This is a genomic window from Neobacillus sp. 114, assembly GCF_030127045.1.
Lineage (GTDB): Bacteria > Bacillota > Bacilli > Bacillales > Cytobacillaceae > Neobacillus > Neobacillus rhizophilus.
Genome location: NZ_CP126144.1, coordinates 4,851,555 through 4,871,276, shown reverse-complemented (window position 1 = coordinate 4,871,276; position 19,722 = coordinate 4,851,555). Strand labels below are relative to the sequence as shown.

The following is a 19,722-nucleotide window of genomic DNA, read 5'->3' as shown; positions in this document are numbered from 1 at the left end:
AATATTTGCGTTGACAGAAAGTAGTACTTAGTTCCCTCTATAAAAGCGAACCTAGGACAGTGTAAGCTAGGGTATAGAGCATTAAGGAAGGCGTTCTTGAGCAAAGTTGTATTAAGGTGGCTGCTTTTAGGCAGCAAATAGGGTGGAACCGCGGGTAACTCTCGTCCCTATGCTTATTATAGGCATAGGGACGGGAGTTTTTTATTTATTAAGAATATGAAAAAGGAGTTATTACGATGAGTGTAACAATGGAACAGATTGTCTCACACGCTAAGCACAGAGGTTTTATTTTTCCGGGGTCTGAAATTTACGGAGGACTTGCAAACACTTGGGATTACGGTCCTTTAGGTGTCGAATTTAAAAATAATATAAAAGCTGCCTGGTGGAAGAAGTTTGTTCAGGAGTCACCATATAATGTTGGCTTAGATGCGGCAATCCTCATGAACCCAAGGACATGGGAAGCTTCAGGGCATATCGGCAACTTTAACGATCCAATGATTGACTGCAAAAACTGTAAAGCCCGTCACCGTGCTGATAAATTGATTGAAAATGCGCTTGAAGAAAAAGACATTGAGATGGTGGTAGATGGCCTTCCGTTTGAAAAAATGGAAGAGCTGATTAAAGAGCATAATATTGCCTGCCCAGAATGTGGCAGCCACGATTTTACCGGCATCCGCCAATTTAATCTTATGTTTAAAACATTCCAGGGTGTTACGGAAACAAGTGCAAATGAAATTTTTCTTCGTCCGGAAACAGCTCAAGGTATTTTCGTAAACTTTAAAAATGTACAGCGGACAATGCGTAAGAAACTGCCATTTGGTATTGCCCAAATCGGTAAAAGCTTCCGTAATGAAATTACACCGGGTAACTTTACCTTCCGCACGAGAGAATTTGAGCAAATGGAGCTCGAATTCTTCTGCAAACCAGGAGAGGAACTAAATTGGTTTGATTATTGGAAGCAATTTGCGGAAAAATGGCTCTTGTCATTAGGTCTTAACCAAGAAAACTTAAGGCTTCGCGACCATTCCGAAGACGAACTGTCCCATTACAGCAATGCTACAACTGATTTTGAATATAAATTCCCGTTTGGCTGGGGTGAGCTTTGGGGTGTTGCCTCTAGAACAGATTATGATTTGAAGCAGCATATGCAATATTCCGGTGAGGATTTCAATTATATTGATCCGGAAACAAATGAGCGTTATATTCCATACTGCATTGAGCCTTCCCTTGGTGCAGACCGGGTAACGTTGGCTTTCTTAATCGATGCTTATGATGAAGAGCAGTTAGAAGATGGAACATCCAGAACAGTTATGCGTTTCCATCCTGCCCTCGCACCGTTTAAGGCAGCAATTCTTCCGCTTTCGAAGAAGCTTTCCGACGGAGCACGAGAAGTATTTGAACAATTAGCAAAACACTTTAACGTAGATTATGATGAAGCAGGCTCTATCGGTAAACGATACCGCCGCCATGATGAAATTGGTACTCCATTCTGTATCACATATGACTTTGATTCCCAGGAAGATCAAATGGTTACCGTCAGAGACCGCGACACAATGGAACAAACAAGGGTTCCAATCGCGGAGCTTGCTGCATTCTTACAGGAAAAGGTATTATTCTAAGAAAAAGGTGCGGAAACCCGCGTCTCAGATTGTCATGAAAAGTTATTTTTAATTCGGCAAATTTTTATTAATAGATTGTCCCTGCTAACTGGCCTGTTGATTTCCGCTCCGGGCACTCGCTTTCCGCGGGGAGGTTCCTGGAGCCTCCTCGGCGCTGAAGGCGCCTCCGGGGTCTCCAGTGACCTCTATATCCCGCAGGAGTCGGTGCCCTCCGCTCCAATCAACAGGGAGGTAAATCAAATAAAGTATTGCAACACACTTTTTCCAATCTTGCTTAGTGTGTTGCAATCTTTTTTTATTTTGGCATGCTGTAGCTTGGAGGGCTCGTTCACTGGAATTTTCAATTCGCTGATTTTGTTCTTCTACGTATTTGAGGGACATTTCCTTATCGGGTTCCTGCTTTTTTATCCTTCGATTGATGAAAGGCATTTGTAAAGGGGAGACCATGGTAATATTAGAATCAGCTTCTTTACCATTTGTTTCATCACACCCCTTTTATTATTTTGTGAGTTGAAGGCATTATTGAGCACACCTGTTGATTGGAGCGGAAGGCGCGAAGACTCCTGCGGGAGTACGGGGCAGGGGAGACCCCGCAGGAGCGATAGCTCCGAGGAGGCTTCACGGCACGCCCGCGGAAAGCGAAGCGCCTGGAGCGCAAATCAACAGCCCTTTTGAAAAGTCTTTAAATTAATAAGGATATAACAAATTAAAGAGGAGTATTGTTAATGAATGAAATATAAGGCTATCGAAAGTTTTTCGACAGCCTGAGGTGCGGAAACCCGCACCTTTTCCTATTTGGCTAATAGGAAATTATAAATTTTCACAAATTTATAATTTCCTAACGCATAAATTCAACTACGCCTCATGAACCGTCCTATCGGACTCGCCAATCGGCGAGTTTGCATTTATAGTTCATAGCCTATTCATTTCAATTAGATAGCATTTAGTATATAATATTGCTAAATAAAAGGCTTCTGGATACTTTCAGGAATTTTAAGGGTGGTGAGGACAATCGAACTGACAAAACGCCAAGAGCTGATATTAGATATAGTAAAGGAAAATGGGCCGATCACAGGGGAGCATATTGCTGACCAATTGAACTTAACCAGAGCTACCTTAAGACCGGATCTTGCCATTTTGACAATGGCCGGTTTTTTAGATGCCAGGCCCCGGGTCGGATATTTTTATACAGGAAAATCAGGAGCGCAATTATTAACGGAAAATCTCCAACGAGTATATGTGAGGGACTACCAATCCATCCCGGTTGTCGTAAATGAAAACGTCTCGGTTTATGATGCTATTTGCACCATGTTCCTTGAGGACGTAGGGACATTATTTGTGGTCGACCAAAATACTGTTTTAGTTGGAGTTCTATCCAGAAAAGATTTGCTTCGGGCAAGTATTGGGAAACAAGAGTTAACGACCATTCCTGTCAATATCATCATGACAAGAATGCCCAATATAACCATGTGCGAACGGGATGACCTGCTGATTGAGGTAGCAAAAAAGTTGATTGAAAAACAAATTGATGCACTTCCGGTAGTGAGAAAAACGGAAAAAGGCTATGAAGTTATCGGCAGAGTAACGAAAACGAACATTACCAAAGCCTTTGTTTCATTAGGCGATGATGAATAAAAGTTTGTTAATAAGAAGGAGTTGATTTGGGAGAATGGTCTCGCCAGTGATTTATGTGGTATCAGATTCAGTAGGTGAAACGGCCGAATTAGTAACAAAAGCGGCTATCAGTCAGTTTAACGGATCCGGGATGACATTAAAGAGATTCCCTTATGTAGAAGATAAGGAACATATAGATGAAGTCTTGTCACTAGTTTCTATGGACCATGCAATGGTGGCTTATACACTTGTCAAACCGGAAATGCGTACATATATGAAAGAAAGAACAGATATAGAAGGAATATCAGCTGTGGATTTAATTGGTCCGATTATCGATCAAATTCAAAGCTTCAGCGGCAAAGAACCATTGTGTGAACCAGGGCTTGTCCGTAAATTGGATGAGGATTATTTTAAAAAGGTTGAGGCAATTGAATTTGCTGTAAAGTATGATGACGGCCGTGATCCCCGAGGGATTTTAAAGGCAGATATTGTGCTAATAGGTGTATCTCGAACCTCGAAAACTCCTTTATCCCAGTATTTGGCCCACAAACGTCTAAAAGTGGCCAATGTCCCGCTTGTTCCAGAGGTTGATCCGCCGGAAGAACTTTATAAAGTCCCGAAAGAGAAATGCTTTGGCTTAAAAATCAGTCCAGAAAAGTTAAATAACATAAGAAGAGAAAGACTGCTTTCTTTAGGATTAAATGATCAGGCTAGCTATGCAAACATTGACAGGATAAAAGAAGAGCTGAATTTTTTTGAAAAGGTTGTACAGAAAATTAATTGTCCTGTTGTTGATGTAACCAATAAAGCAGTTGAAGAAACGGCCAATGTTATTTTAAACTATATTCAAAAAGGCAGGCCATAGCACATAATCTTATGATTATGTGCTTTTTGCTTATTGGGTGAAAAAAATAATAAAAAAAATAATAAAAAAAAGTTATGGCAAAATGATAACGAATATACTATAATAAAAAATTGTGATAAAAATATATGTTTTTAGGTTTAGACTTGCATTTGAACGAATAAACTATTTACTGTGAGATGTCAAGGGGACCTACAAAAAAAAATTCGACATAAATCCTTTTTTTCACTCTAAGGAATTTTTTTTTGAAATTCTTATTTTATCGGGAAAATTACTCCATAACCCGTTTGCCTGCTCGTAAATCGGCGAGTTTTCCCAATAAAATTAATCTGGAAAGAAGGAATATTCGGAGTGATGTAGAATTAATAAAATGGTGAGAGACCACCCGACAATTTATGTCGATGCTGATTCCTGCCCGGTCAAGGCGGAGATTGTCGAAATTGCAAAGAAATTCGCCATTGACATATTTTTTATCGCCTCCTATGACCACTACAGCAAGGAACAGATTCCCCAACGCGAAGGCTTTGAGGAAGGGAGTTAAGGTAAAGATCCAACCTTTTCGTTTAGCGGATCGGCAAAAATTTACGGCAGAATTAACAAAAATTTTGTCGAAATTTGCAGGAATTTAAAATGAAGGTGTTGAATACCTGTATATCAATGGAGTTGTTTTCATGGCAGACCGTATTGCCGAAGAAAAAATAGATCAAATTCGTCAGGCTGTTGATATTGTCGAGGTAATCAGCGATTATGTCGGGTTGAAAAAACAGGGGCGAAATTACTTCGGATTATGTCCTTTCCATGGAGAGAGCACCCCGTCATTTTCAGTATCGCCTGACAAACAAATCTTCCATTGCTTTGGCTGTGGTGCAGGCGGAAATGTTTTTTCTTTTTTAATGGAACTAGAGGGAATTTCATTTCAGGAAGCGGCTATGAAACTGGCTGCAAGAGGAAATATTAATCTTGAAATAAATTTATCCTCCGCTCACTCCGAGAAAAAAATTTCTGATGAACTTCAGGCCATGCTTGATGCTCACGAGCTGTTACGTAAATTTTATCATCACTTGCTGGTAAATACAAAAGAAGGACAGCATGCATTGGAGTATCTGCTTGGAAGAGGATTTACACATGAGTCGATTGAAAAATTTCAAATTGGTTATTCCTTGAATTCGTGGGATTTTGTTTATAAGTTCCTAACGAAACGGGATTTTTCTCCCGAATGGATGGAAAAAGCCGGACTCATCATTAAACGTGAAAAAGATGGAACATACTTTGATCGATTTAGGGATCGAATTATGTTTCCGATATTCAACAGAAATGGAAATACGATTGCTTTTTCAGGGAGAACACTAGGGGCCGATGAGCCCAAATATTTAAATAGTCCCGAAACAGCAATCTTTAATAAAAGCAAAATTTTATACAATTACAACTTGGCTAAGCCCAGCATAAAAAAATCCCAGCAGGCAGTTTTATTTGAAGGATTTGCAGATGTGATTGCCGCTGACCGCGCTGGAATCGAAAATGGCATTGCGACAATGGGGACATCGTTGACTGATGATCATATCGCACTTTTGCGTACTAGCGCGCAAACCATCACCATTTGCTATGATTCAGATAAAGCAGGAATTGAAGCAGCGTTTCGAGCTGGCAACCATTTGAACGATGCAGGCTTTCAAATAAAAGTAGCTTTAATGCCTGATGGTATGGACCCGGATGAATATATTAAGAAGAACAGTCCGGAGAAATTTCGCGGCGAGGTAATTGGCGCAAGTTTAACTTGGATGGCTTTTAAAATTCTTTATTTTCGAAGAGGAAAAAATCTTCAGAATGAAGGAGATAGGCTTGCTTATATCGAACAAATAGTAAAAGAAATCAGCAAATTAACAAAAGCCGTTGAAAAGGATCATTATTTGAGGCAAATTGCGGCAGAGTTTTCCCTATCATTAGATTCCTTAAAACAGCAGGAACAGCAGATTTATTTTGCGGAGAAGAAAAAGGAAATTGGTAAGAACGAACCAAAATCTAAACCGATTCTTGTACAAAAAAAAGTAAATGAATTAAAACCTGCGTATTATAGGGCTGAAAGATGTCTCATTGCTCATATGCTAAAAAGCAGGGATAACACCTATAAGGTGCAGGAGTTACTACAGGGAGATACGTTTAACGAAGATGAACATCAGGCAATCATAACCTATCTTTTGGCATTTTACGAAGAACATATTAACCCTGATTCAAGCGCATTATTATCCTATATTCATGATGAAAATCTAAGAAGAATAGTCGCCAACATCGAAATGATGTCAATTAATGATGAATTAAGTCATCAGGAATTAACTGATTATATCAAACAGGTGTTGAAACATAAAAAATTGTTAAAAATAAAGGAAAAAGAAGCTGAGTTAAAAGAAGCGGAGCGACACAGTGATTTTAGGCTGGCTGCTGCGATTGGAAATGAAATCAATCAATTGCGTAAATCACTATAGAGTAATTTAGTGTGTTTGATTATTTGAAGGAGGGGACCCCCGTATGGCTGCTGAAAAATCAGCACGTGCAAGCGAGGTCGAGAATGAATTGACCCTTGAGCAAGTGAAAGACCAGTTAACCGCATTGGGTAAAAAAGTTGGTGTCCTTGCCTATGATGATATTGCTGAGAAAATGGCAAATTTCGACGTGGAATCCGATCAGATGGATGAGTTTTATGAATTCCTTGGCGACCAGGGAATTGAATTAGTTGGTGATAGTGATGAAGAGGACGATGATGACCCAAGCATCAAGGCGCTATCAAAAGATGATGATGGCGATGAATTTGATTTAAATGATCTAAGCGTACCTCCAGGTGTAAAAATCAACGACCCTGTTCGTATGTACTTAAAGGAAATTGGCCGGGTTGATTTGCTTTCTGCTGAAGAGGAAATTAACTTAGCCCACCGCATTGAACAAGGTGATGAAGAAGCAAAGCGGCGCCTTGCTGAAGCAAACCTCCGTCTTGTTGTTAGTATTGCAAAACGCTACGTTGGCCGTGGCATGTTGTTCCTTGACCTTATCCAGGAAGGAAATATGGGTCTCATCAAAGCGGTTGAAAAATTTGATTATCGTAAAGGCTTTAAATTTAGTACATATGCCACATGGTGGATTCGCCAAGCCATAACCCGCGCCATTGCCGATCAGGCGAGAACAATCCGGATACCAGTGCATATGGTAGAGACAATTAACAAGCTTATTCGTGTTCAGCGTCAGTTGCTGCAGGATTTAGGCCGGGAACCAACTCCGGAAGAAATTGCCGAAGATATGGACCTGACACCTGATAAGGTAAGGGAAATTTTAAAAATTGCCCAGGAACCTGTCTCACTTGAAACACCAATTGGTGAAGAAGATGACTCGCACCTTGGAGATTTCATCGAGGATCAGGATGCTACATCCCCTTCAGAACATGCTGCTTATGAGTTGTTAAAGGAGCAGCTTGAAGATGTTCTCGATACCCTGACGGACCGGGAAGAAAATGTTCTTCGCCTTCGTTTTGGGCTGGATGACGGCCGTACCCGTACCCTCGAAGAGGTCGGCAAGGTTTTTGGTGTCACCCGCGAGCGAATCCGGCAGATTGAAGCAAAAGCCTTGCGGAAACTGCGTCACCCAAGCCGCAGCAAACGCCTTAAAGATTTCTTGGAATAAGGCTCAAAAGATAGTTTACTTCTTTTATGAAGTAAACTATTTTTTTACTTTTTTTGAAAGCACTTTCTCTTTTTTCTCTATTTTACTGAATTGTCTCTCATTTTGCAAATATGCCAATTGGTGTTTTCTCCCAAATAGCAACTTAATTATTATTGTAAAAAAGGTGATCTAAAGTCAATTTTGCCTATTCAGATAAGGTTTATAGTGCTAAATGCCATACCTGATGAGGTTTTTCGCCCCATATTCAGATAATATTATATTTTCTAAAATTTATTAAAGTTGAGAATTGTTAGGTGAAAAGAATATAATATATTTGTAAGCGTATACATAGATGATTAGGGGGAGATGGACTTGAACTTTGACTTAACATCTGAACAACAAATGATTAAAAAGACAATTCACCAGTTTGCAGAAGAAGAGGTTGCGCCAGATGCAATAGAACGTGACAGAACAAAACAGTTTCCGACAGATGTGTTTAAAAAAATGGCAGAAATGGGAATGATGGGACTTCCCTTTCCGGAGGAATACGGCGGGGGAGGGGCAGACACAGTTAGTTTTGCGATTGTGGTGGAAGAGTTAAGCAGAGTTTGCGGTTCAACAGGTATCACTTATTCAGCGCATATTTCCTTAGGGGGCGCTCCTTTAAACTTATTTGGTACAGAAGAGCAAAAGGAAACCTATTTAAGACCCATTTGCACAGGCGAATCGTTAGGTGCCTTTGGATTGACAGAGCCAAATGCCGGATCCGATGCCGGGGGAACTAAAACAACCGCAAAGGAAACGGAAGGCCAGTTTGTCATCAACGGGAATAAATGTTTCATCACGAATGCCAGTTATGCCAAGCATTTGGCACTGACCGCCGTAACGAATGAAACAAGCGGTAATAAAGAAATCAGTGCCATCATTGTTCCAACGAATACAGCTGGATTTACAGTTATTGATAATTACGAAAAAATGGGCTTAAATTCCTCCAATACAACTGAGCTTGTTTTAGAGGATGTCAAAGTACCTGTGGAAAACCTGCTGGGAAGACGCGGCGAGGGTTTTAAGCAATTTTTAATTACCCTTGATGGAGGCAGAATTGGAATCGGCGCCATGGCTGTCGGGATTGCTCAGGGTGCTTACGAGAAAGCGCTAGCCTATGCTAAGGAAAGAAAACAGTTTGGCAAATCAATTTCATCCTTCCAAGCTATTCAATTTAAGCTGGCTGACATGGCGATGAAAATTGAGCTGGCCCGCAATATGGTCTATAAGGCGGCTTGGTTAAAGGATCAAGGAAGAACATTTTCAAAGGAAGCAGCTATGTGTAAATTATATGCATCCGAAATATGTATGGAAGTTACGAGCCAAGCAGTCCAAATTCACGGCGGATACGGCTATATGAAGGAATACCAAGTAGAAAGAATGATGCGTGACGCCAAGCTCTTGGAAATTGGCGAAGGAACATCCGAAGTCCAACGAATGGTTATTTCAAGGTTAATTGGTTGTTAAAAAATAAATTGGGAACTATAACAAAGAGGCTGAAATAAATAATTATTTTAGCCTCTTTGCTCTTTTTTTAAAAGATTATAGTGATAAAATAACTTTAGGGCTTTTCCTTCTGTTCATTTTCAAGTAAAATAGTAGTTGTTTGCAGGCGGTTTTATTTATTTACAGATGTTTATACATAGGGAGGTAAAATTATGAAAAAGAATCCGGTAATTCCTTACATTCTCATCATGGTTTTTGGGATTGTCCTTATGTTCACTTTGTCTTTTAAAGGACTAGGGGATAGTAAGGAGCTTGCTGCTGAGAAAGGTGAAGGCAAAGGCAGTGAGAAAACAGAAGTGGCTGCATCCAAGCCAGAAGACATTTATAAAACAACTTGTATTGGCTGTCACGGCGATCAATACCAAGGGGTTGTAGGTCCTCCGTTAAAAGGTGTTGGCGACAAGCTTTCTAAAGAAGAACTTAAAAACATCGTGACTCACGGCAAAGGCTCCATGCCTGCCGGTCTTGTTCCCGAAGATAAAGCAGCTGCAATGGCAGATTGGTTATCGAAACTTAAATAATTTGACAAAAGGTCCTTTGCATCTGTAAAGGACCTTTTATATTATTAAGGCATACATATTGAAAAGCAGGTGTGTTAATTTGAATGCAGAAAAATTATCAATGCGTTTAACGGCTGTTGCGAAATACGTTCCAAAGGAGGCAAGATTAGCAGATATTGGTTCTGATCATGCCTATCTGCCTAGTTACTTGGTTAAGAACGCTGGCATTCCGTTTGCCGTTGCCGGTGAAGTAGTGAGAGGTCCATACCAATCTGCCAAAAGCAACGTAATGGCAGAAGGACTGTCAGATAGAATTTCAGTCAGGATGGGAGACGGCCTCGAGGTTATTGAATCTGGTGAGATAGACTGCATTACGATTGCCGGCATGGGTGGCGCTTTGATTGCCAGTATTTTAGAAAATGGAAAAGAAAAGCTGGAAACCGTCAAGAGGCTTGTGTTACAGCCAAACATTAGCGCCATTTCCATCCGTTTATGGTTTTTGGAAAATGAATGGGAGTTGATTACCGAAGAAATTCTTGAGGAGGACGGCAAAACCTATGAGATTTTAGTTGCTGAAAAAGGTGATGCAAAACGCCCTTATCAAAAGAATAAAATGGAGATGGAGCTGTTAATGGGACCATTTCTCATTCGGCACCAAAATGAGATTTTTAAGAAAAAATGGCTGTCTGAAAGCAGCAATTGGAAAAGAGTTAAAAAACAGTTAGAAAACGCTGCTGCGACCCCTGAAACAGTGGAGAAAAGAAAGGAAATAGAAGATAAGCTAAAACTTGTGGAGGAGGCATTGAAAATTGAAAAAAGCTAATGGTCATGAAATTATTCAGCTGTTTGAAAAATTTGCGCCAAAGAGTCTGGCAATGGAAGGCGATAAAATCGGCCTGCAAATTGGACGCCTTAATCAAAAGGTAGAACGGGTAATGATTGCCTTGGACATTCTTGATTCCGTCATTGATGAGGCCATTGAAAAAAAGGTTCAGCTTATTATTGCTCATCATCCGCCGATTTTCCGACCATTAAAAAATATTATTACTGATACTGTTCAAGGGCAGATAATTGAGAAATTACTCAAACATGATATTGCAGTATACGCTGCCCATACCAACCTAGATGTGGCCAAGGGCGGGGTAAATGATTGGCTGGCTGAAGCTTTAGGGTTGGAGGATGCAGAGGTTTTAGTTCCTACTTTTGATACAAAATTAAAGAAATTAGTGGTGTTTGTGCCTGTCAGTCATGCTGATGAACTAAGACAGGCGCTTGGGAACGCCGGTGCAGGTTTTATTGGCAGCTATAGCCATTGCTCATTTACGGCAAACGGTACTGGACGATTTTTGCCTGGGGAAGATACGAATCCTTTTATCGGTAAGCCTGGGGAGCTAGAAACGGTCGAAGAGGTTCGGATTGAAACGATTGTACCTGAGCCTATCTTAAAAAAGGTAATTACCGCTATGATTAAAGCTCATCCATATGAGGAAGTGGCTTATGATGTTTATCCGCTTGAAAATAAAGGAGAGGTACTTGGGCTAGGCAGAATAGGAAAGATCCCGGATATGACGTTAGGGGAGTTTGCCGAAAAGGTAAAAGTGGCTCTTGAGGTGGACAGGGTTCGCGTTATAGGAGATTTGCAGGCCAAAGTGAAAAAGGCTGCCGTCTTAGGGGGCGATGGCAACAAATATTATTCCCATGCCAAATTCAAAGGGGCGGACGTGTACGTGACAGGAGATATTTATTATCACACCGCACATGATGCGATGATGGATGGCTTGAATATGATTGACCCAGGACATAATGTTGAAAAGGTCATGAAAAAAGGCCTGGCCGAAACGTTGCAGACATTATGCCAGGAAGCAGGATATGAAGTGGAGATTTTTCCTTCACAAATTCATACCGATCCTTTTCAATTCATATAAGAAGAGGCTGACCTTTGTCAGCCTCTTTCGCTTAGCTTTCTCTTTTTACTTTCGGCAAGATTTTTGCCAATGGAACGTTTTTCTTGCGTTCCCATGTAGCTTCATTAATTGGATCGAATTGTTCAAGGAACGCGATGACTTCCTTCGTAATTGGTGTCGGAGTTGATGCACCCGCAGTAACAGCTACTGTTTTGGCGTCCTTAATCCAATCAATGTCAAGTTCTGTTATATCAGCAATCCTATATGCTGTTGTACCAGCAATTTCCTGAGAAACCTGAGCAAGGCGATTAGAATTATTGCTTTTTGGATCACCGACGACAATGGTGACATCCGCTTGTTTAGCCTGCTCGGCAACAGCTTCCTGCCGGATTTGGGTGGCATGGCATATCTCATTAAATACCTCGACATGGGGATATTTTTCTTTTACCTTTTCCATCGTATCGAAAACGTCCCATTGGCTCATGGTTGTTTGGTTAGTGACAATGAGTTTATCATAATCGAGATTCAATGCTTCGACATCAGCAGGTGTTTCCACAAGGTGGACCATGCTAGGTGCCACTCCAAGTGCCCCTTCAGGCTCTGGATGCCCTTTTTTGCCGATGTAAATCGTTTGGTATCCTTCCCTGGCCTTTTCTTCAATAAGGTCATGCGTCCTGGTTACATCCGGGCAGGTTGCGTCAATGGCGACTAGCCCTTTCTTTTTCGCAAGTTCCCTTACCTCTGGCGAGATGCCGTGGGCTGTAAAAATAACGGTCCCTTTGTCAACTTTCTCTAAGATATCAAGACGATTCTTTCCGTCAAGGGTGATGATTCCTTCTTCTTCAAAGGCATCTGTAACATGTTTATTGTGAACAATCATCCCCAAAATGTAGATGGGACGAGGCAGCGTTTTATCTAATGCCGCATTTCTTGCAATGACCATGGCATCAACAACACCATAACAATAACCACGCGGCGAAATTTTAACGATTTGCATATATGAAGTCCTCCAAAAGGATTTTAGTAGATTATATGTCCATTATATAAAACTAATAGATATATTACAAAGAGACATTTTTCCTGCCCAAAATAGTAAAGAATGCCGGAGGCCGGCATTCTTACGTTAAATATATAATTTTGGTATCGAGGTTCCTTTTGGGTGCTGTCTTTTTTCCTGCGCACTTGTCTTGTGTGTGCTTTTTCTACTGCTTTTCCTGTCGGAACTGGTTTGCTGAGTTCCTTTTCGACTCGTTTTTTTAGATGAAGTTTTGGTTGTTGGATTTGTTGATGTTAAGCGGCTGCTAGAGGATTCTTCCCCTGAATGATTTTTCTTTTCATTCGATTCTTCCTTATCTGAATCAGAGCTTTTTAAACCGCGATATAACTTCCATAAGGCTGGCAGATTTCTCACTAATGGACCATACTGCTGGATCATCGGGCCGATTGTCTGGGCAGTCTTTATAACTTGTTGTGTATTGTTAAGAATACTTGATAGTCCACCCGGGTTAGACAAGGATTGGAGCAATCCGCCTCCTCCTGCGGCTCTGCCGGCACCCTGCATCCCCATCAGGCCGCCAGGTCCACCGCCGCCCATCATTCCGCCTGGACCGCCCATGCGGTTTCCTCCGCCCAAAAGCCTAGAGAGTAATCCGCCACCCCTGCCCATTTGTTGTCCGCCCATTCCGCCAAAGGGATTTCCTTGCGGGCCCATCATTGGATTTCTTCCACCGCCAAACAGTCCTCCACCGGGTCTCATCATTTGATTTCCCCCGCCTAATAAACCGCCTGGTCTGCCCATCATTGATCCACCGCCGCCAAACTGTCCCATTCCCCCTGGCATTGGGAATCTAGGTCCTGGTTGCATACCATAAAACCTCCTCTCGTTTTTCAGCACATGAAGACACTGTTTTCCCATAAAAAAGAAATTATAAAAGGAAAAAGTGCAGATGGGGAAAACTTCTTGAACATGTGCGGAATTTCCACTTTTACCCTCTTGAATTACAATATGCATACACCTTGTTTTTGTTTAGGTATTATACTCAGAATCAAATGAAATTTATGGTTTTAAAAGCTGTAGGAAAGTAAAAGATGATAATAGCTGGAGATTTCCCTTGAACTCTACTATAATTACTTGATGGACGCGAAATTCGCAGGTCTCCCAATCATTTGACTTAAAAATAAGATATTTTTATATAAGGAGTACGTAAATGAAAGAAACTAAATTTGAACGTTTTGATTTTCAAGGCTTTATTATTGAGGCGCTGAACAAGCTGGGCTTCACTCAACCGACGGAAATTCAGGAACGAATGATTCCGTTGGTATTAAAAGGGGAAAGTGCGATTGGCCAATCACAAACCGGTACGGGAAAAACATTTGCCTATGTGCTGCCAATCCTAGATAAGGTGGATGCATCGAGACAAGAGGTTCAAGCAGTCATCACGGCACCTACCAGAGAGCTTGCCAGCCAGATTTATCAACAAATTTTAAAAATTACTGAGCATTGTCCACCTGAGAAAACAATTACCGCTAAATTATTTACAGGCGGAACAGACAAGCAGCGGACTATCGAGAAGTTAAAAATACAGCCTCATATTGTCGTCGGAACGCCTAGCAGAATTAACGACCTTGTAAAAGAACAGGCGCTATTAGTACATACAGCCCGGATTCTTGTCGTCGATGAAGCAGATATGATGCTTGACATGGGCTTTATAGAGGATGTTGACCGTGTTGCGTCAAGGCTGCCGGAAGATCTGCAAATGTATGTTTTTTCCGCCACCATTCCGGAAAAGTTAAAGCCTTTTCTGAAAAAATACATGGAGAATCCAAAAAACATTCAGATTGAACCGACAAGGAAGGCTGCTGAAAACCTCGAGCATTATTTGCTTCCATCAAGACACCGCGATAAAAAGGGGCTTGTTCATGATGCTCTTATCGCCTGTAATCCCTATTTAGCCATTGTATTTACAAATACGAAAAAAATGGCCGATGAAGTGGCGGATTATTTATATCAAAAAGGGTTGAAGGTTGGACGAGTTCACGGGGATTTAACACCAAGAGAACGAAAAAAAATGATGAAGCAAATTCAAGATTTGGAATTTCAATATATTGTTGCGACAGATTTGGCTTCACGGGGAATTGATATTGAAGGGGTAAGCCATGTCATAAACTATGAAATTCCTTCTGACTTGGATTTTTATATTCACAGGGTTGGCAGAACCGCTAGAGCAGGAAATGCCGGGATTGCCTTAACGATTTATGATTTATCAGATGAAGATGCTTTAATTCGTCTTGAAAAGATGGGCATTCAATTTAAGAATGTTGACTTGAAAAATAACGAATTTGTTGAACTGGAAGGTCGAAACCGCCGGAAAACACGAGTAAAGCCAGAGGATGAGATGGACCATCGTGTTAAGGCTGTCATTAAAAAGCCGAAAAAGGTAAAACCAGGGTATAAAAAGAAAATGCAAACAGAAATAGAGAATATCAAGAAGCGGCAGCGCAGATTGAATAAGAAGAAATAAGAGAGGGAGAGGAAATGATGTTAAAATTAGGGTCGCACGTTTCGATGAGCGGCAAAGAAATGCTTCTTGCTGCAAGTAAGGAGGCCGTTTCTTACGGTGCCAATACCTTTATGATTTACACGGGAGCCCCGCAAAACACTAGAAGGAAAAAAATCGAGGATTTAAATATTGAGGCGGGCAGAAGACATATGGAGGAGAATGGAATTTCCGAAATAGTTGTCCACGCTCCCTATATTATCAATATTGGAAATACCTCCAATCCGGATACATTTGAATTAGGCGTCCGGTTCTTACGGTCGGAAATCGAACGGACAGAAGCTATTGGCGCCAAGCAAATAGTCCTTCACCCAGGTGCTCACGTCGGTGCCGGTGAGGAGGCTGGGATTAAAAGGATTATCGAGGGTCTTAATGAAGTGCTAACCGGAAAAGAACAGGTTCAAATCGCTTTAGAAACAATGGCTGGAAAAGGTTCGGAGTGCGGGAAATCATTCGAGGAACTTGCGACGATAATCAATGGTGTCAACTATAATGAAAAACTGTCAGTATGCTTGGACACCTGCCATACCCACGATGCCGGCTATAATATCATCGAAGATTTTGATGGTGTTTTAAATGAGTTTGATAAAATTATTGGGATAGATAAATTAAAGGTGCTTCATATCAATGACAGCAAAAATGCATCAGGAACAAGAAAAGACCGTCATGAAAACATCGGGTTTGGCCATATTGGATTTAAGGCGCTGAACTATATTGTCCATCATCCACAATTAATGGATGTACCGAAAATTCTCGAAACTCCGTTTGTCGGTGAAGACAAAAACAATAAAAAGGCGCCATATCGCCACGAAATCGCCATGCTTCGCGAGCAGAAGTTTGAAGAGGATTTACTGAATAAAATAATGCAGTCTTAAATTCCAAACAAAAAAGCTGTGCAATGCGTACAGCTTTTTTATTTAAATCTATTGATTGACTCTGCAACTAGGCCTGTTGATTGCAGCGAAGTGGCCTCGCTTTCCGCGGGGAGGTCCTGGAGCCTCCTCGGCGCTATAGCGCCTGTGGGGTCTCCATATAACCGGCAGGAGTCGAGTGCCCTCCGCTCCAATCATCAGACTTGTTAAAAAGCCTATATATTTACATTATTATAACAAACTATAGCGGTGGATTATTAAAGAAAAATAACAAAATAAAAGGCTATCGAAAGTTCTTCGACAGCCTGCACTGTGCAGATTCTCAATGCTTTTCATTTTTTTACTAATTCTGCAAAAAGTTTATTGACCTCTCGGGCAGTTTGCGGGCCGGCGGCTTTGGCAATTTCCCTTACCAAATGGGCACGCTGCAGGTCATCAAAAATATTGATGTTTTTTCCTCTTAAGTATTCGGCTATTTTTTTTGCCTGACTGCGGGTTATGGCTATATTAAATTGGTTTGCATATTTTAGCAGTTCATCGGCAGTGATGGTATTTATTTTATGATTGATAATACTTTCAAAAATCTTCACCTTAATCACTCCTCCATGCTAATTTATGAAAAAGCGGCTGGAGTGTGACAGTGACTTATAAAGGCGGTAAAATAAGCGCATTCGCGAATTGCTCCGCTTTACAAACACAAAATAACTATTGTATACTACATAAAGTTAAATCGGAATGATTCTTAAAATTAAAGTGAGAGTGCGAAATCTATGCAATCAATTATTGATATTAAACAGCTGTCCTATCGATATGAAAAGGACGTCGTTCTTGAAAACATCAATTTATCCGTGGAAAAGGGTGCGTTTCTCGCCATTGTCGGCCCCAATGGTTCTGGAAAATCAACACTATTAAAGTTAGTTTTGGGATTGTTAAAGCTGCAAAAGGGAGAAATTTACCTATTTGGCCAAGAAATCAATAAATTTAAAAATTGGGACAAAATCGGCTACGTTTCCCAAAAGGCCAACTCCTTTAACACAGGTTTCCCGGCTACCGTATATGAGGTAGTGGCAAGCGGTTTAACAAAAAAGCTAGGCCTGTTGTCTTTTTTCAAAAAGGAGCACTCGGAAAAAGTATTAGCCTCATTGGATGCAGTAGGGATGAAAAAATTTAAAGACCGGAATATTGGCGAGCTTTCAGGCGGCCAACAGCAGCGGGTATTTATAGCTAGAGCCTTGGTGAGTGAGCCAGAGCTGTTGATTCTTGACGAACCAACCGTTGGGGTTGATGCAGAGAACATAAAGGCTTTTTATGAAATGCTTGATGTGTTAAATAAAAATAAGGCGATTACATTGGTGATGGTCACACATGACATCGGGACCGTTTCCGATAAGGTATCCCATGTAGCCTGTTTAAATAAGCATTTGCATTTTCACGGACTGACAAATGAATTTGAACAGATGAGAATGGAAGACCTTTCATCATTCTATGGACATGATGTGCAAATGCTGACTCATCATCATGAACACGGAGGCATGTAGTATGATTCAAGGGATTTTACATTATGAATTTTTACAAAACGCCTTCTTAACTGGAATGTTAATTGGCATTCTAGCTCCATTATTGGGAGTATTTATCGTGGTAAGAAGATTGTCTTTGATTGCCGATGCGCTTAGCCATGTAACTTTGGCAGGGATTGCGGCAAGTCTGTTGCTTGAGCGCTATGTTGCTGCACTTACGGGACTGAATCCATTGTATATGGGCATGGTTTTTTCGGTTGGCGGAGCTTTATTTATTGAAAAGCTAAGAGGAGTCTACAAGCACTATCAAGAGCTGGCGATTCCGATCATTCTTTCCGGAGGAATCGGGCTGGGGGTTATATTTATATCTCTTGCCAAAGGCTTTAATACAGATTTGTTCAGTTATCTATTTGGTAGTGTATCAGCCGTCAGCCGTACCGACCTTTGGGTGATCCTGGTAATCAGTATTGCAGTGGTGCTGGCTGTGGTTCTCTTGTATAAAGAGCTGTTTTTATTGTCTTTTGATGAGGAATACGCCAAGGCATCCGGTATTGCAGCAAAAAGTATCCATTTCATTTTCATTATTTTAGTGGCGCTGGTCATAGCAGCTTCTATGAGAATTGTCGGAATCCTGTTGGTTTCTTCGTTAATGACACTTCCTGTTGCAGCAAGTATCCGAATTGCCAAAGGGTTTAGGCAGGCCATTGTTTTATCGGTTATCTTCGGTGAAGCATCGGTGCTTGGCGGGCTGAGCCTTGCTTATTATGTGGACTTGGCTCCAGGTGGAACAATTGTCATGCTCTCTGTATTGATATTAATATTGGCGATATTTTATAAAAAAATCTTGGTGAATAAAGCATAAGCGAGGTGTGTAAATGATGAATGTACAAGAAGCACTTCAATATTTAAAGGAAAATGGATTTAAGCAGACCGGAAAAAGGGAAGATATGCTTCAATTGTTTGCTGAAAGCGATAAATATTTAACAGCAAAAGATGTTTTAGATCTATTGAAGGATGATTATCCGGGCTTAAGTTTTGATACTATTTACCGTAACCTTTCCCTTTTTGTTAACATGGGAATACTAGAGATGACGGAGTTGTCAGGTGAAAAACATTTTCGTTTTTCCTGCTCGCAAACCCATCATCACCATCATTTTATTTGCTTAAGCTGCGGCAAGTCGAAAGAAATTGAGACATGTCCGATGGAGGACCTCAGTGCAAATTTAAAAGGCTATGACATCTCCGGGCATAAATTCGAAATATATGGCCGCTGTCCGGATTGTGTACAATAAAAAGGCTGCCCATGAGCGGAATGACCGCTATTTAGGGCAGCTTTTTTATTTTTATTTCATTGAGCCAGCCATTTCCCGTATATTATCCTGTTTCTTGAGCCATTTCTCCACCCAAATGGCTGCTTCTGCCCAGTTATTGACACGGATGACACCTTGTGGAATGGGCTCTTGATTATAGGGAGTATCAAATAAAATGACCGGAATTCCGCATTCTTCATGAAGAGCAACGGCGTTGTCGTGTTTATCCTCAAAAAAGAGATCCACTTTCAGATTTTTAGCCGTTTCTACCTTGTCATGAGAGCCAATCAGTTCGATGTGATGGAAAGTTAATCCATGCGCTGAAAACCAATTTTCGGTCACCTCAAGCAAGTGCGGTCCTCTGGCACTGATAAAAAACAATTCATGTTCATTTTTCCATTTATTTAATACCGGCTTTACGCCTTTAGCAAGTGGAGATTCTTTATATATAATCGGCTCGTTTTCTGAAAACCAATGGGCAAATACTTTTTCATCCACATTCACAAAAGGAGTTAAATCGTATTGAGTGATGTCCTCATAGGCAATGTTCATCCCAAATGCCTTGTTTATAAAAGGCAATAACGATGTAGGGCAGGTAACTGTTCCATCAATATCAATTCCAAATCTTTTTTTCATTTTTAAATTCACCTTCAGTTGTTTCCTCTGTTCTATTTTTATTTTACCAAAGACCGTGAACTGTTTGGCATGAAATTTTTTGCGGAATATGAAATAACTAACTAGTTAAGACAAACATTGTCATAGTAAAAAGGC

The 19,722-nt window shown here is 40.8% G+C and carries 19 protein-coding genes; 15 read left to right on the top strand and 4 right to left on the bottom strand.

Translation table 11 applies throughout. The features are described 5' to 3' along the window. Positions 1-236: 236 nt before the first annotated feature. From QNN06_RS23890 to QNN06_RS23845, 10 genes are all read left to right on the top strand, one after another. Positions 237-1,619, top strand: coding sequence for a glycine--tRNA ligase (locus QNN06_RS23890; protein ID WP_213120144.1), 1,383 nt, complete (start codon positions 237-239; stop codon positions 1,617-1,619). Positions 1,620-2,618: 999 nt separating this feature from the next. After that, positions 2,619-3,254 carry a transcriptional regulator CcpN gene (ccpN, locus tag QNN06_RS23885; RefSeq protein WP_284036049.1) on the top strand — a complete coding sequence of 212 codons (636 nt, stop codon included), beginning with the start codon at positions 2,619-2,621 and terminating at the stop codon, positions 3,252-3,254. A gap of 34 nt (positions 3,255-3,288) precedes the next feature. Then, positions 3,289-4,098, top strand: coding sequence for a pyruvate, water dikinase regulatory protein (locus QNN06_RS23880; RefSeq protein ID WP_213120145.1), 810 nt, complete (start codon positions 3,289-3,291; stop codon positions 4,096-4,098). Positions 4,099-4,465: 367 nt separating this feature from the next. Further along, the gene (locus tag QNN06_RS23875; RefSeq protein WP_213120146.1) at positions 4,466-4,636 is read left to right on the top strand and encodes a hypothetical protein; all 171 of its coding nucleotides are present in this window, start codon (positions 4,466-4,468) and stop codon (positions 4,634-4,636) included. 130 nt (positions 4,637-4,766) lie between these two features. Beyond that, the gene (dnaG, locus tag QNN06_RS23870; protein WP_284036048.1) at positions 4,767-6,575 is read left to right on the top strand and encodes a DNA primase; all 1,809 of its coding nucleotides are present in this window, start codon (positions 4,767-4,769) and stop codon (positions 6,573-6,575) included. A gap of 43 nt (positions 6,576-6,618) precedes the next feature. Beyond that, positions 6,619-7,761: an RNA polymerase sigma factor RpoD gene (gene rpoD, locus QNN06_RS23865; protein ID WP_213120148.1), complete on the top strand. Its 1,143-nt coding sequence runs from the start codon at positions 6,619-6,621 to the stop codon at positions 7,759-7,761. A gap of 351 nt (positions 7,762-8,112) precedes the next feature. Beyond that, entirely contained in the window at positions 8,113-9,252 is a 1,140-nt protein-coding gene (locus QNN06_RS23860; protein WP_213120149.1) for an acyl-CoA dehydrogenase, read from the top strand. 191 nt (positions 9,253-9,443) lie between these two features. Further along, entirely contained in the window at positions 9,444-9,812 is a 369-nt protein-coding gene (gene cccA, locus QNN06_RS23855) for a cytochrome c550 (protein WP_213120150.1), read from the top strand. 79 nt (positions 9,813-9,891) lie between these two features. Continuing rightward, entirely contained in the window at positions 9,892-10,614 is a 723-nt protein-coding gene (locus tag QNN06_RS23850; protein ID WP_284036047.1) for a tRNA (adenine(22)-N(1))-methyltransferase, read from the top strand. Next, complete coding sequence (locus QNN06_RS23845; protein ID WP_284036046.1) at positions 10,601-11,716, top strand: Nif3-like dinuclear metal center hexameric protein; 1,116 nt, start codon at positions 10,601-10,603, stop codon at positions 11,714-11,716. The genes QNN06_RS23850 and QNN06_RS23845 overlap by 14 nt, the downstream gene beginning before the upstream one ends. Positions 11,717-11,747: 31 nt before the next feature. On the opposite strand, the gene QNN06_RS23840 is transcribed toward QNN06_RS23845, so the two are convergent. Both QNN06_RS23840 and vrrA read right to left on the bottom strand, forming a co-directional pair. Next, entirely contained in the window at positions 11,748-12,692 is a 945-nt protein-coding gene (locus tag QNN06_RS23840) for a 4-hydroxy-3-methylbut-2-enyl diphosphate reductase (RefSeq protein ID WP_284036045.1), read from the bottom strand. Between the two features lie 126 nt (positions 12,693-12,818). Then, the gene (vrrA, locus tag QNN06_RS23835) at positions 12,819-13,559 is read right to left on the bottom strand and encodes a VrrA/YqfQ family protein (RefSeq protein WP_284036044.1); all 741 of its coding nucleotides are present in this window, start codon (positions 13,557-13,559) and stop codon (positions 12,819-12,821) included. A 343-nt stretch (positions 13,560-13,902) separates the two neighbouring features. Here vrrA and QNN06_RS23830 point away from each other — a divergent pair, with 343 nt between their 5' ends. After that, complete coding sequence (locus tag QNN06_RS23830; protein ID WP_284036043.1) at positions 13,903-15,216, top strand: DEAD/DEAH box helicase; 1,314 nt, start codon at positions 13,903-13,905, stop codon at positions 15,214-15,216. A gap of 17 nt (positions 15,217-15,233) precedes the next feature. Then, positions 15,234-16,127, top strand: a complete 894-nt coding sequence (locus QNN06_RS23825; RefSeq protein WP_213120155.1) for a deoxyribonuclease IV — start codon at positions 15,234-15,236, stop codon at positions 16,125-16,127. A 329-nt stretch (positions 16,128-16,456) separates the two neighbouring features. Here QNN06_RS23825 and QNN06_RS23820 read toward each other — a convergent pair whose 3' ends face one another. Next, positions 16,457-16,714: a DUF2624 domain-containing protein gene (locus tag QNN06_RS23820; RefSeq protein ID WP_213120156.1), complete on the bottom strand. Its 258-nt coding sequence runs from the start codon at positions 16,712-16,714 to the stop codon at positions 16,457-16,459. Between the two features lie 180 nt (positions 16,715-16,894). Here QNN06_RS23820 and QNN06_RS23815 point away from each other — a divergent pair, with 180 nt between their 5' ends. The 3 genes from QNN06_RS23815 to zur are packed head-to-tail and all read left to right on the top strand — an operon-like array spanning position 16,895 to position 18,933. Beyond that, a complete protein-coding gene (locus QNN06_RS23815) occupies positions 16,895-17,662 on the top strand; it encodes a metal ABC transporter ATP-binding protein (RefSeq protein ID WP_213120157.1) in 768 nt (255 codons plus the stop codon). A 1-nt stretch (position 17,663) separates the two neighbouring features. Beyond that, positions 17,664-18,503, top strand: coding sequence for a metal ABC transporter permease (locus QNN06_RS23810; protein WP_213120158.1), 840 nt, complete (start codon positions 17,664-17,666; stop codon positions 18,501-18,503). A 16-nt stretch (positions 18,504-18,519) separates the two neighbouring features. Next, positions 18,520-18,933, top strand: coding sequence for a zinc uptake transcriptional repressor Zur (zur, locus tag QNN06_RS23805; RefSeq protein ID WP_213120159.1), 414 nt, complete (start codon positions 18,520-18,522; stop codon positions 18,931-18,933). Between the two features lie 51 nt (positions 18,934-18,984). Here the strand turns inward: zur and QNN06_RS23800 are convergent, their stop codons facing one another. Next, on the bottom strand, positions 18,985-19,587 hold the full coding sequence (locus QNN06_RS23800; RefSeq protein WP_213120160.1) for a 5' nucleotidase, NT5C type: 603 nt from the start codon (positions 19,585-19,587) through the stop codon (positions 18,985-18,987). Positions 19,588-19,722: the final 135 nt, after the last annotated feature.